The following is a 13,244-nucleotide window of genomic DNA, read 5'->3' as shown; positions in this document are numbered from 1 at the left end:
ACAACCTGTTTGACTGCTTCAGTTTTAAACTCTTCGGGATAACGCTTACCGCTCATGGGCACCTCTCTTTAAGCCATCTTAAATGACTCTGAGGTGTCTGTTAAACCCGTGGCGATTCAATTTTTCATAAAGATATTAATTTCTTTTTCTCGAAACTCATTAGCGACATAGTCCAGGTCGCAATTTGGCCGCGCAATTGAGAAATTGAGAGTCGGTAAAACTTTATTTTCAGGAAGTGTCACGAGGCAAGCGATGAGCTCAACAATGCCTGCAGCACCAATGTTGTGGCCGAAATATGATTTCGTTGAACTGACAAGCAAATGATCGTTATCAGGAAACACTTTCTTCATCGCCAGCGTTTCAATGCGGTCATTCGCTTCGGTACCTGTACCGTGTGCATTGACGTAATCAATTTGTTCCGGTTTTACGCCGGCATTCTCCATGGCTTTAAGCATGACCTGTACAGCACCACTGGCTCGTGGGTCCGGGCCGGTTTCATGGTAGGCATCGCAGGAGGTCGCGTAAGAGAGAATTTCACCGTAAATTTTGGCTCCGCGAGCGATAGCGTGTTCATAATCCTCCAGCACGATCGCGCCGGCACCTTCGCCGATAGACATGCCAGAGTGACCTGAAAAGGGGGTGCAGGTGTCGGGGTGCATAACGTTCAATGCGTAAAATCCAGCAAATGTCGGCAGATAGATCGGTTCTGTACCGACAGCCAGCATGGTCTTACTTTTACCATTTTGGATATAATCAAAAGCCATCCCGATCGCGTTAGGACTGGCAGTACAGGCTGTTGCGACCAATTCCCCGCCGCCTTTAAGGCCTAAGAGTGTCGAAACACTTGAGCAACAGGAAGAAAATCCCCCCGAATAAATAGCTTTGCGAAGCGAGAAATCCTCCATTCGCTGCTCGAAAATTGGCAGAAACGCTTCTGTGCCAGCGGAAGAAACGCCAATAATTAATCCTGTCTCATCCAGGCATGCTTTGTTATTGACAAGCCCAGCCTGAGTCAGGGCATCTTTGCCCACTTTGTATGCCCATAAAGCAGCGTTATCCAGTGAGTGAATGATGTCTTCGGGGATCCCTGAATAATCTATTTCGTGAAGAACTTCCGCTGCACGAGCATTTTCAAACCACGCTGTAAATCGCTCACTATCGCCGACACCATTTTTCTTATCGAATAGCGCTTTTTTGAAATCTTCAATATTTTCGGCCAGGGATGACAAAATCCCCATGCCTGTAATTACAACTCGTTTTCGGTTTGTCTTCATTGTTATCCCCCGGAGTAGAAAATCTTTTCGGCCATAATAAATAGCTAAAGTAAAGCAACATATTTATATCTGTCGCTTTACTTTTGTTTGAGTTATTAGAATTACGTAATTCGCTTTGACTTTGACGAATCAATAAAACTATGTTCGGCCGGATTAACCAACATACTTAAGTTATATAAAAACGGCACACTTTGTGTTCTGGCCGGGATATTTTCTTCTGCCGTTAAAATTTCAAACCCTGAGATATCCGCCAAAGCATAGTCATTATCAATCAAAGCTAGCGCGATAAAAGATTGTAGCGCAGGGGAAAAACCGGATTTAACAATAATGCCAACCTCTTTACCCTCAACCAAAACTTTATCATCAGATTTAATACCGCTGCACTCTGCAGTTGGGAGCATACCAACGAGTTTACGCTCCCCCTGGTTATGGGACTGTGGCTCTATCACTGACTTGCCAATAAAATTTTCTTTATCGTATTGAATTGCCCATTGCATTTGCAGTTCAATCGGATTTTTGCTATACCCGGAAAAAATACCTTCATCCCAGCCGGTGTTTTCAAGACGAACAATATCCTGGTATTGGATGCCACCCGTTTTCAATTGATATTTACCACCAATCGAAAGGATGTTTTCCCATAATTTCACCAGGGCAGGTTCCGGGCCAATGGCCATATATGCATATTCGCCATGTTTCCCACAGCGGAAGATGATCAGTTCATCGGCCTCATTGATGTATTCAAAATAAGGTAAACCAATAATGTCGTAGCCATATATTTCTGACATAACTTCCCAGGAGTAAGGCCCTTCCAGCATAATAGCGCCCCAGCCGCTATCTGCCATAGAGTTAATCGCCGGCAGTTCAACGATATCAAGTTCTTCACTGCTTTCTAAAATTGAAGTAAGACGTTCGATTATCTCCGGCGCCGGGATGTTTTCTGAAAGGAGGTAATAACCGTCAGAGGTACAGAGCACATACATGTCCCCACGGATGGTTCCATCCTCATTTAATACCAATGAATAGATACCTTGCTCATCGCGAATAATTGAGATATCAGCAGAGGCCATATGATTCACTAAAGCCCAGGCATCATCTCCCATCACGCTAACGATTGACATATGTGAATAATCGATAAGCAAGGCATTTTCTCTGACTGCTTTATATTCAATTGCAAGATCGTGATACGCTACGGGAACAGAGTGATTATTATAAATGCCCATCCGGGCATTGTTTTCCAAATGCAAATCATTAAGAGACTTCATAAAACCTCTTCAGGTAAATTGATCAAAAAGTCAGGAGCGTTTTTTTGTAATAACAAATGATGCCAAATTATTAATGCTACGCATGTAAGAAGGATCGTCGCCTTCACTTACCTGGATATCAAAGACCTTATCAAGTAAAACAATAATTTCTGTCGCGTCTACTGAATCCAGCTTTAAGCCGTTACCAAATAATGGTGTATCGTCATCAACTTGCGTTTCATCCCTTTGAATATTTAATCGCTGGATGATTTCGGTTTTGATTGTGAAAAGTACATTTTTACGTTCCTGGATATTATCATGCATAGTTGTCATTACTTATGTTCCATTAATGATGTGTTTCGCTTCACGGTAGTTAATTATTGTTCCCTGGCTAATTAACTTCTTACCAACATTAGCCGTCACGGAATAGTGCTTAAACCCAGTTGGATCTGAAAACGCCAGCTTGCTTGTGACCTCGATCGTATCTCCCGGATAAGCAATATCTTTAAACTTTAAATTTTGTGCTGCTAATACGCCACGCACTTGCGAACGTCTTTTTCGAATGATATCCAATAACTCTTGCTGATGGATCTTCGCATAAATATCTCGTAAGCTTTTTAATTCAATACCAAATTTTTCAAAATAAATATCGCAAACATCAGTAATAAATGAAAGATACTCACTTGCCTGACCAAATATCTCCGCAATGAGAACACCGGGCATGATAGGGTCATCTGGAAAGTGGCCAAGTAAATAGGGTTCATTATAAGTAATATGCTTTACGATCTGCACATACCCATTTTCCCCATATTTATAATCATCTATTCTGTCGACCATTAATAAGGGTTGCCGCCACCCGCCCATTTCAAGAAAAATTTTAGAAGGAATAGAATATCTGGACATAAATCACCGCATAACCAGGCCACCATCAATCACGATGGTTTGGCCAACAATATAACTGGCGGCAGAAGAGCTTAAATACACAATTGTATTCGCTACTTCCTGACACTGGCCTAAACGTTTCAAAGGGATGGAATGAGTAACCTCACGCACCACAGTACGAGAAACTTTCTTTACCATCCTCGATTCAATCATTCCAGGAGCAACTGCGTTCACTCGCACACCTCGAGGAGCCAATTCTGCGGCTAATGTTCTGGTAAAACCGAGCAAAGCACCTTTTGACGCACTGTAATTAACCTGCCCTACACTTGGAATGACTGCTGCTATAGACGCAACATTGATAATCGCGGGGCTTTCAGAACATCTCAGTAGCATTAAAGCTTCCTTCGTTAATCTGAAAGTACTCAGCATATTAGTATCAATAACAGTACTAAAGTCCTCAAAAGTCATTGATGCAAAGAGACTGTCTTTAACAATACCGGCGTTATTCACTAATACATCGATTTTCGTTACTTTAGCATTTAAATATTTCATTAATGTAGCCACCTTTTCAGGATCAGCTATATCACATTGTAATATATTTAATCTTTGCCCTACTGCTTCATTTTCTTTTAGCTCGTGTAAACGATCCGCATTGGTATTATACAATGCGTAGACTTCACATCCTTGTTCCAGAAATTTTTCGCAGATGGCAATACCAATGTCACCACTGGCTCCTGATATCAAAACTGTTTTGCCTTTTAGATCATTATATTTATACATTTCCATTACACACAATTGAGTTAACAACAGATACAGCTACGGCATGAGTACGACAATGCGATATGCTAAGTGACACGTCAACAACACCACTTTCCTTTATTACTTCGTTCAATCTTCCAGTAAATAAGAAAGAGGGACAACCATATTCATCATGATTTATCTCTATATCTTTAAAGCACACTCCATCCCGGAAACCACAACCAAGCGCTTTAACAATTGATTCTTTCGCAGCCCAGAATCCGGATGCCCTTTCAAAATCCGGTTCATTGGCATTAATTTTTATTATCTCTTTTTTTGTAAATACACGCTGTAAAAAATACGCGCCGCCATTGTTAATCGCGTTGGTGATCCGTTTTACTTCAACGATATCAGTACCGATACGTATTCCTGCATTTGCCATAAGGTTACAGTTGATAAGTTATATTAAAATTAGATATAAATCGATCTTCTACGAGGCCAGCCGGGGATATTAAGGGAGCTGATAAAGAAATATCATATCCTAGTGACTTAATTGTTCCCTTAACACCAATGATTGACCCGATTATCCTTTTCCCATCAAAAGCATTTTGTGGGTATATCTCACCAGTAATCTGTCCATAATCTGCGCCAAAATATAATTCAGAGTTATAATCCCCGATAAGGAAATGGAATGTATTCTGGATATAAAATCCTTTATTTCCGTCTAATCCCGTACTGGTTTCATAACCTCTAACATTCCATCGGTTACCGATTGTAAATTGATCTTGTTGTGTTAACGGCGATTGCGAAAATTGAGCACCCATATTCAATTCATAATAATATTGTAAAGGCCCAGCGCTGAACCATTTAACATAGCTTGTATTCAGGTTAAAAATTTGGCTTTTAGAACTCACATCGCCTGACACCATATCCGGAGTTTTCTCACCACCTAACCAAGTCATAAAACGTTGCCAGCTAAGGGAGGAGTCTAACGTCGCATCCTGGAGATTTTGTTTAAAATTTAACCCAAGGCGTAGATTACCCATATCTCGCTCTTGCAGCGCTAAATCCACGCCACCCAATTGATACGCAGATCTACGCCTTAATATTTCTACACTTCCGGTTATTTTTTTATCCGTATTGCGGAAAAGGGTTCGGGTTCCTTTCAAACTAAGGTATTGATTTTTTCCCTGGTAGTCTAAATCCCAATAGCTCAGTCCTACACGTTGTCGAGACATGCTGCTACTGTAGAAAACTTCATAATCCCAAAACCCTACAGGTATGCTATAAAAAGCGCTGATGCTTTTATATCCGCCAGTTGTACTGCTGGTACCCGCCAAATAAAAAAGATCGCCAAGCCTTGCAGAGTTGTACAAATAACCTGAAATACCAGTAAGCATCCTTCCTGTACTTCTATCACCCCAGTTGTTATACGTTGTCCTGATATTCCATAATTTATTACGATTAGTGTTAATCACAATATCGCTATCGCCGTCGCGATTTCCAGGTACGATGTTAATCTTAACATCAACACCAGGCACTCTCTGCAAGTTCTCCAGACCCTGTTCAATATTTCGCAGATTAAGAATATCACCTGATGCAAATGGTAGGCTCCAACTTCTGATGTCATCTTTTGCAATGATCACCTTATTGATCCTTCCTACTGAAATATTTAGCTGTAACTTTTTTTCCTTTAAGTTTTGTACAGGAATATTCACGCGCGTTGTTACATATCCGGCCTTTATATAATAATCCTGCAAGTACGTCGCAACATACTCAATACCTTTCGTACCAAGGCAACTGTTCGAGATCTCATCCTTTATATTTCGAATCATTTTACTACCCAAAAATTCGTTTTCGAGGATAAGTTCTGTAATAGGATAACAATCTTTTTCAGAGGGTAATTTAAAAGTTATAACATTTTTATCTTCAACTTTCGAGAAAACATCTTTTTTATCAACCCGGTTTTCCTGAGCGGTGTTATTATCATTTTTTTGCTGTTCTTTGGCTAGTCGTTCTAACTGAGTATCAGCATACGCACGAGCACTGCATAACAAAATGAAAGCTAAAAAATAAAATTTGATTTCCATAACCTCAAGAAAATTAAAAGTATGAGAACGCCTAACAGCTGCCATTATCTTCATAACAACAGCCAAAAAAACTTAATTATCCTTAAAGAATAAAAATCAACACCCGTTAAACTTCTAATATTATTGCAGTGGTAATATTATTGACATAATACATAATCAAAAAGTATGCATTCAATTAATCATTCTTGCTATTGTCAGGTTAACCACTGGTGATTTAACAATCATTTCAGCGTCTAATAAAGTGCTAAAACATCTATTCTGGGAGAATCCTGCCCCTTCCAACCTTAAAAACCACATAATGAAACACCATGCCATTAGCATCAAACAATCATATATTTTATAAATATATATTCTCGCAAGGAAAACCCTTCATCTTTGTGTTCTTAAATAAGATCTTAAAGCAACAAAATTCAATTTAAGATATATACCAGACTCTGGCACTCAGAAGGCCCCGCCTTACTATCAAGATTTTTTCGGGATATTTGTATCAATAGCATTGGTTATTAATCAATCTACGATAAAATCATCAGATTGACGGCTTTAATTGTTGTAAAAAACATAGCAATACATCTATTGTTATGCTGAAATTAATAACCTGACATTTTAACCTATTACATACATTGCTAATAAAGGACACAGCCTCTGGCTGCTTTGGAATATATATGTACTGGATTATCAACGACAACATTGAATTCAGGCCGGGAATGAAAAGACTGTCCTCAGTAAATAATCCTGAAATGAATGTCACGCTTACATCGCCAGCCAGCCGTTGCCTTCTCTTACTCCTTGAAGCATCTCCAGATATTGTACTTCAGCAAGATTTTTTTAAGAAAGTTTGGGAAGAAGAAGGAATGTTAGTTCCAACGAACACGCTCTACCAAAATATATCCATTGTTCGCCGTGGACTGCGTGCTGTTGGTGAGACAGACAGAAGGCTTATTGCAACCATACCCCGGAAAGGTTTTCAGATAGATGACAGTGTAAAAATCTCCAGGCGAAACGATAACGAACCGGCTACACCTTTCCCTGTTTCTACTACCAGTAATCAAACAACTTATAACATTCCTGAAGTGTTTAATCAGCCAAAGGATGATGTGAGCGAGCAAGTTCTTCCCGCAGAAAAAGAAACTCGTACGATTAAGAAAAAGAAGCCATTTGCAATGTCGAATGGAGTTTTCGCTGCTTCAGCTTCATTTATCGCAGGTCTACTAGTCGTTTACCTGGCATGGAATATTAATAATAATGCTGATTTTTTTGAAAGTTATAAGTTTATTGAAAAGGAAGATGGTTGCCATTTTTACACTAAGGATGAAAGCCATGATAACAATGAATATTACCTGAAGTATAAATCTCTTATTAAAGACTCCGGTTTGAACTGTAAAAATTATCCCTGGGTCTATTTCCCAACATCACAGACTTCACCATCACTCGCTGCTTTAGTCTGCAAGAATAAATTCTCGACAACATCTTCGCCAGGATGCATTTCACTTTTAATCAGGGGAGTAAACGGTGACTAAAAAAGCAATCTTATTTCTAAGTCTGATTTTTATAAGCGTGGGGATTGTGGCGGGATATTTTTATTACTCATTGCTTATAAAAAACAGAAGTGCTGAAAGTTGCAGCGCTTCTATGATTGTTTTTCATAAAGGAACACAAGCCAACATAACATTCGATTTTATGTACAATAATGAAAAAAGAAGTGGAATCGTTTCAGTAAGCGGAAGTTATCTGAAAAACACTCACCCAGAAGGCACTATACGAAGAGATATCTCCTTTACTTGGACCGAAAATCGCGGCATCTATAATTTTCAGTCATCCGGGATAAACAAAGTCGATAGCCTGGAAACCTTGCCGGATAAAGTCATCGCTACTGTGTTGCCCGGCTTTTACGTTTATCCGAATAAAAGCATCACGTATTCAATCCATCCTCAGGGATCGCAAGGATTTCTCTTCACCATTGGTAAACGGCCGCTGTTCTTTTGCGCCCGCTAAGAAAAGTAAGCGAAAGTCATTAAATTTGCATGATGGGGACGACCAAACCTGTCCTCCCCTGCTTCCATCTTTAATAACAACAGCAGAGCTGATTGAACATCAATGGAATTCACGCATTCCCTATCCAAATCTAAGAATGGCGCGGAATGCCTCTGAAGTTGATTTGCCTGGAATAAAAAAAGCCCCAGCTTATTAAATAGGCTGGGGCTTTATATTTGGCGGAAGCGCAGAGATTCGAACTCTGGAACCCTTTCGGGTCGCCGGTTTTCAAGACCGGTGCCTTCAACCGCTCGGCCACACTTCCGGTGTGAGGCGCACTATAAACATCCTCGAGTCGCATGTAAAGCCCGGGAATGTTTGTTTGCCTGAAAAACCATCAAAATCGTGTTGTTAGATTGAAATACCAGCACAATGACCGTTTATTCAGCGCATCTCAGATCAGTGTTTCTCAATGTACATATCTTTTGTCAGGTATACCCCCAGGCTATCGGGCGCAAACCCGCCGACCCAAGGCTTCACCAGATGCGTACGAACATAGTGATAAACCGGGATAGCCGGAACATCTTCTCCAAGGATATCCTCTGCCTGCTGGTAATATTTACCACGCTCAGCGATATCCTTTGCTTTAGCTGCTCTTATCAGGGCTTCGTCATACGCCGGATTGCTATATTTACTGGTGTTTTCACTGTCGCCAGTACGGAAATTATTCAGGAAAGTGGCTGCATCAGCATAGTCTGCAATCCATGCATACCGTACCGCATCAAAATTACCCGTATGCATGGTATCGAGCATGGTTTTCCACTCCTGGTTTTGCAGTTTTGCATTAACACCAAGATTTTTTTGCCACATTGAGCTGGCGGCAATCGCAATCCGCTGATGTGTTTCCATCGTGTTATACAGGAGGCTGAAACTCAGTGGGTGTTCATCATTGAAACCAGCTTCATTAAGGAGTTTTTTCGCTTCGGCCAGTCGTTTTTCCCGCGGCCATGATGCGTAATCTGGTGATGCTATTTTGACACCGCCAATTTCTGGCTGGCTGACTACCCATGCAGGACGCTGCCCCTGTGCCATCACTTTATCCGCGATGACATCTTTATCCAGCGCCATATTGAGTGCGCGGCGTACTCGAGGATCGTTAAATGGCGGCTTAGTGGTATTAAACTCGTAATAATAAGTCGCCAGTTGCGGAGCAACATGCACCTGATCGCCTAACGTTTTCTTTAACTGCGCAAACTGGTTCACAGGAATAGTGTAGGTAATATCAATCTCACCGGCTTTATAACGGTTAACGTCCGCAGTTTCAGCGTTGATAGGAAGATAAGTGACCTTATTAATCACTGTCGCTTTATTATCCCAATAACGGGTATTGCGTTGGGCAACAATGCGTTCATTAACGACCCAATCGGTGATCTTATAAGCACCACTCGTCACAATATGTTCCGGCTTTGTCCATTTATCACCAAAACGATTGATCAACACGCTGTCTACCGGAACCAGAGATGGATGCGCCAGCATCGGCAGGAAAGATGCCGTAGGTTGCGTCAAAGTGACTTCCAGCGTTGAATCATCTAATGCCTTCACGCCAAGCGTATCAGGCGTTTTTTTACCTTGCGCGATATCAGCGGCATTAACAATATGCATATTTCCGGGATAGCTGGCATAAGGGGATGCCGTTTTCGGATCGACTAAACGTTGCCAGCTCCAGACCACATCTTTTGCCGTGATCGCCGTACCATCAGACCATGTGATCCCCGGGCGTAAGTGGAAAATCCAGACAGTGTTATCTTTGTTCTCCCATTTTTCCGCCAGCCGAGGTTCAATGGTTCCATCTTTCTTAACTGCAACCAACCCGTCGAAAATATCGCTGATAATGTTGAACTCGACGTCGCTTTCCACTTTATGTGGATCCAGCGATGCAGGCTCGCTGCCATTGTTACGCACCAGTTCCTGTTTTTCAGCAAGCGTTGTTCCTGCGGGTACCGTCGCTGCAAACGCGCCAGAACATGCGCTCAGAATGCCGATAGTCAATAATGAAAGTGCAATGTGGTTTCGTGTTTGTGGTTTCATGTCCTTTCGCCTTAATAATGTACTTTGTCACGACGCGATTACACTCTTAGCGCCCCAATAGTTATATAGCAATAGATTTCAGTGACATATAAGACACCAATATGGATCTGCCTCACATTTATTCCTTTATGCTGCGTAGCGCTCATTGCTGCGCATGAAACACTGTGTCAGCACCGCTGCGTTATGAGTAAAGATGGGTAAAACAACTTTGTCAGCAAGCGAGACTTTTTTAGACTCTGCAAACAATTACATCTGTCATAAGAGAGTGACTCATGGATCGTATTATTACTTCATCGCGTGACCGTACTTCCCTGCTAAGTACGCACAAAGTTCTGCGTAACACCTATTTCCTTTTAAGCTTAACGCTGGCGTTTTCCGCAATTACGGCGACTGCCAGCACCGTATTAATGTTGCCTTCTCCGGGCCTGATCCTGACGCTGGTTGGGATGTACGGGTTAATGTTTCTGACTTATAAGCTGGCGAACAAACCGACAGGTATTCTGGCTGCTTTCGCGTTCACTGGTTTCCTCGGCTATATCCTGGGGCCAATGCTTAATGCATATCTCTCAGCAGGAATGGGCGATCTGATTGGTCTGGCACTCGGCGGCACTGCATTGGTCTTTTTCTGCTGCTCCGCATACGTGTTAACGACACGCAAGGATATGTCCTTCCTCGGTGGCATGCTGATGGCGGGTGTTGTGGTGGTACTGATTGGCATGGTCGCGAACATCTTCTTGCAGTTGCCAGCGTTGCACCTGGCAATCAGCGCTGTATTCATCCTGATTTCCAGCGGCGCCATCCTGTATGAAACCAGCAATATCATCCATGGCGGTGAAACCAACTACATCCGCGCCACTGTCAGCCTTTATGTGTCGCTGTACAACATCTTTGTCAGCCTGTTGAGTATTCTGGGCTTCGCCAACCGGGATTAAACAATCTTGACTCCCGATTAGCCCCGCTTATGCGGGGCTTTGTTTTTTGCTACACTCCCGCCGTTGTTGACTAACGCTGCGAAAAATTATGTTGATCTTTGAAGGTAAAGAAATCGAAACCGATAGTGAAGGCTATCTAAAAGACACGACTCTGTGGAGTGAAGCCTTAGCGCCTGTCATTGCAGAGAAAGAGAACATAGTTCTCTCTCCTGAGCACTGGGAAGTGGTGCGCTTTGTGCGCGAATTTTACCTGGAATTCAATACGTCTCCCGCCATTCGCATGCTGGTAAAAGCGATGGCCAATAAATTTGGCGAAGAAAAAGGCAACAGCCGCTATTTGTACCGCCTGTTTCCAAAAGGACCTGCTAAACAGGCGACAAAGATCGCTGGTTTGCCAAAACCGGTGAAGTGCATCTAATAGCGAATACCGAAGTTTGTCCATTCCCTGCCGGGTTGATGCGGTTCGGCAAGCACTCTGTCAACCCGGGCACTACGCGGCCCCCCTGCTTTTAGCCACGCAACCAGTTGATTAACCGCTTGCTCGTCTCCGCACGCAACCACTTCGACGCTGCCATCATCAAGGTTACGTGCATACCCCGTTAAACCCAGCTTCTGCGCTTCGTGCTGTGTGGTATAGCGAAACCCGACGCCCTGCACCATTCCATGTACCCAGGCGATTGTGCAGACATGTGCCATCTTTGACCCCCTTTCGACTCAGGCTCGTTGCATTTGCCCGGTGAACCCGTGACAATAGCGCCCATTTTCTTCAGTTTATAGAATAGCCGAATATGAGTGTACGTTTAGTGTTAGCCAAAGGGCGCGAGAAATCCCTGCTTCGCCGTCATCCCTGGATTTTCTCCGGCGCGGTTGCGCGCATGGAAGGCAAAGCCAGCCTCGGTGAAACGGTTGATATCGTCGATCATCAAGGCAAGTGGCTGGCGCGTGGAGCATTATCTCCTGCATCGCAGATTCGTGCTCGCGTCTGGACTTTCGATAAAAATGAAAGCATTGATATCGCGTTCTTCACCCGTCGCCTACAACAAGCGCAGCAGTGGCGAGATTGGCTGGCGCAACGCGATGGTCTGGACAGCTATCGCCTGATTGCTGGCGAATCAGACGGGTTACCAGGCGTAACCATTGATCGTTTCGGTAATTTTCTCGTTCTTCAACTTCTTAGCGCAGGTGCAGAATACCAGCGTCCAGCCATTATCTCAGCGCTCCAGTCACTCTATCCACAATGTGCGATTTACGATCGCAGCGATGTTGCCGTGCGTAAAAAAGAGGGTCTGGAACTCGCGCAAGGGCTGGTGGTCGGCGAACTGCCGCCCACGTTGTTGCCTATCAAAGAGCACGGCATGAAGTTGTTTGTCGATATTCAGGGCGGGCATAAAACCGGTTACTACCTCGATCAGCGCGACAGCCGGCTGGCAACACGTCGCTACGTGGCAGACAAACGCGTACTAAACTGCTTTTCCTACACCGGTGGCTTTGCTGTTTCCGCGCTGATGGGCGGATGCCGCCAGGTCGTCAGTGTGGATACTTCGCAGGAAGCGCTGGATGTCGCAAAACAGAACATTACGCTGAACGAGTTGGATTTAAGCAAAGCAGAATTTGTTCGCGACGACGTATTCAAACTGCTGCGCAAATATCGCGATCAGGGCGAAACTTTCGATGTCATCGTAATGGATCCGCCAAAATTCGTGGAAAACAAGAGCCAGTTGATGGGTGCCTGTCGCGGTTATAAAGACATCAACATGCTGGCGATACAGCTCCTGAATCCCGGCGGTGTACTGCTCACTTTCTCCTGTTCCGGTTTGATGACCACAGATTTATTTCAGAAAATCATTGCTGACGCCGCAATAGATGCTGGTCGTGATGTACAATTTATAGAACAGTTCCGTCAGGCCGCCGATCATCCTGTGATCGCTACCTACCCGGAAGGGCTGTATCTGAAAGGGTTTGCCTGCCGCGTCATGTAACTTGAAATTTGGAACCGCGCCCGCATATCTGCGGGTATGTAAGGTTTCC

General features: G+C 43.3%; 13 protein-coding genes, 1 tRNA gene and 1 pseudogene. 5 read left to right on the top strand and 10 right to left on the bottom strand.

Going from position 1 to position 13,244, the window contains the following annotated elements; genetic code table 11:
• Positions 1–119: 119 nt before the first annotated feature.
• The 7 genes and pseudogenes from JKP81_RS20360 to JKP81_RS20330 form a co-directional block, all read right to left on the bottom strand.
• A pseudogene (locus JKP81_RS20360) lies at positions 120–1,274 on the bottom strand (beta-ketoacyl-[acyl-carrier-protein] synthase family protein); the annotation flags it as partial.
• Between the two features lie 101 nt (positions 1,275–1,375).
• Entirely contained in the window at positions 1,376–2,536 is a 1,161-nt protein-coding gene (locus JKP81_RS20355; protein ID WP_200553144.1) for an aminomethyltransferase family protein, read from the bottom strand.
• Positions 2,537–2,566: 30 nt separating this feature from the next.
• Entirely contained in the window at positions 2,567–2,848 is a 282-nt protein-coding gene (locus tag JKP81_RS20350) for an acyl carrier protein (protein ID WP_200553143.1), read from the bottom strand.
• 3 nt (positions 2,849–2,851) lie between these two features.
• Entirely contained in the window at positions 2,852–3,418 is a 567-nt protein-coding gene (locus JKP81_RS20345) for a 3-hydroxyacyl-ACP dehydratase FabZ family protein (protein WP_200553142.1), read from the bottom strand.
• Between the two features lie 3 nt (positions 3,419–3,421).
• On the bottom strand, positions 3,422–4,177 hold the full coding sequence (locus JKP81_RS20340) for an SDR family NAD(P)-dependent oxidoreductase (RefSeq protein WP_200553148.1): 756 nt from the start codon (positions 4,175–4,177) through the stop codon (positions 3,422–3,424).
• Positions 4,170–4,562 (bottom strand): holo-ACP synthase, encoded by a 393-nt coding sequence (gene acpS / locus JKP81_RS20335; protein ID WP_200553149.1) that lies wholly within the window; start codon positions 4,560–4,562, stop codon positions 4,170–4,172. The genes JKP81_RS20340 and acpS overlap by 8 nt, the downstream gene beginning before the upstream one ends.
• A gap of 19 nt (positions 4,563–4,581) precedes the next feature.
• Complete coding sequence (locus JKP81_RS20330; protein ID WP_370568906.1) at positions 4,582–6,291, bottom strand: ShlB/FhaC/HecB family hemolysin secretion/activation protein; 1,710 nt, start codon at positions 6,289–6,291, stop codon at positions 4,582–4,584.
• 596 nt (positions 6,292–6,887) lie between these two features.
• Between JKP81_RS20330 and JKP81_RS20325 the strand changes: the two genes are divergently transcribed.
• Together JKP81_RS20325 and JKP81_RS20320 are read left to right on the top strand one after the other, a co-directional pair.
• Positions 6,888–7,742 carry a transcriptional regulator gene (locus tag JKP81_RS20325; RefSeq protein ID WP_200553141.1) on the top strand — a complete coding sequence of 285 codons (855 nt, stop codon included), beginning with the start codon at positions 6,888–6,890 and terminating at the stop codon, positions 7,740–7,742.
• Positions 7,735–8,217, top strand: a complete 483-nt coding sequence (locus JKP81_RS20320; protein WP_200553140.1) for a hypothetical protein — start codon at positions 7,735–7,737, stop codon at positions 8,215–8,217. The genes JKP81_RS20325 and JKP81_RS20320 overlap by 8 nt, the downstream gene beginning before the upstream one ends.
• A 216-nt stretch (positions 8,218–8,433) precedes the next feature.
• Here JKP81_RS20320 and JKP81_RS20315 read toward each other — a convergent pair.
• Both JKP81_RS20315 and JKP81_RS20310 read right to left on the bottom strand, forming a co-directional pair.
• Positions 8,434–8,521 (bottom strand) — tRNA-Ser (locus JKP81_RS20315).
• 134 nt (positions 8,522–8,655) lie between these two features.
• Positions 8,656–10,284 carry an ABC transporter substrate-binding protein gene (locus JKP81_RS20310; RefSeq protein WP_200553139.1) on the bottom strand — a complete coding sequence of 543 codons (1,629 nt, stop codon included), beginning with the start codon at positions 10,282–10,284 and terminating at the stop codon, positions 8,656–8,658.
• A gap of 272 nt (positions 10,285–10,556) precedes the next feature.
• Between JKP81_RS20310 and yccA the strand changes: the two genes are divergently transcribed.
• Positions 10,557–11,216 (top strand): FtsH protease modulator YccA, encoded by a 660-nt coding sequence (gene yccA / locus JKP81_RS20305; protein ID WP_020457281.1) that lies wholly within the window; start codon positions 10,557–10,559, stop codon positions 11,214–11,216.
• Between the two features lie 88 nt (positions 11,217–11,304).
• Positions 11,305–11,634 (top strand): sulfurtransferase TusE, encoded by a 330-nt coding sequence (tusE, locus tag JKP81_RS20300; protein ID WP_017456238.1) that lies wholly within the window; start codon positions 11,305–11,307, stop codon positions 11,632–11,634.
• On the opposite strand, the gene yccX is transcribed toward tusE, so the two are convergent.
• Positions 11,631–11,912 carry an acylphosphatase gene (yccX, locus tag JKP81_RS20295; protein ID WP_017456237.1) on the bottom strand — a complete coding sequence of 94 codons (282 nt, stop codon included), beginning with the start codon at positions 11,910–11,912 and terminating at the stop codon, positions 11,631–11,633. The genes tusE and yccX overlap by 4 nt on opposite strands.
• 92 nt (positions 11,913–12,004) lie before the next feature.
• Here yccX and rlmI point away from each other — a divergent pair, with 92 nt between their 5' ends.
• Positions 12,005–13,195, top strand: a complete 1,191-nt coding sequence (rlmI, locus tag JKP81_RS20290; protein ID WP_200553138.1) for a 23S rRNA (cytosine(1962)-C(5))-methyltransferase RlmI — start codon at positions 12,005–12,007, stop codon at positions 13,193–13,195.
• Positions 13,196–13,244: the final 49 nt, after the last annotated feature.

Origin of the sequence: Kosakonia sp. LAM2021 (assembly GCF_016620385.1) — a bacterium.
GTDB lineage: Bacteria > Pseudomonadota > Gammaproteobacteria > Enterobacterales > Enterobacteriaceae > Kosakonia > Kosakonia sacchari.
This window is presented reverse-complemented; position numbering and strand designations above follow the sequence as displayed.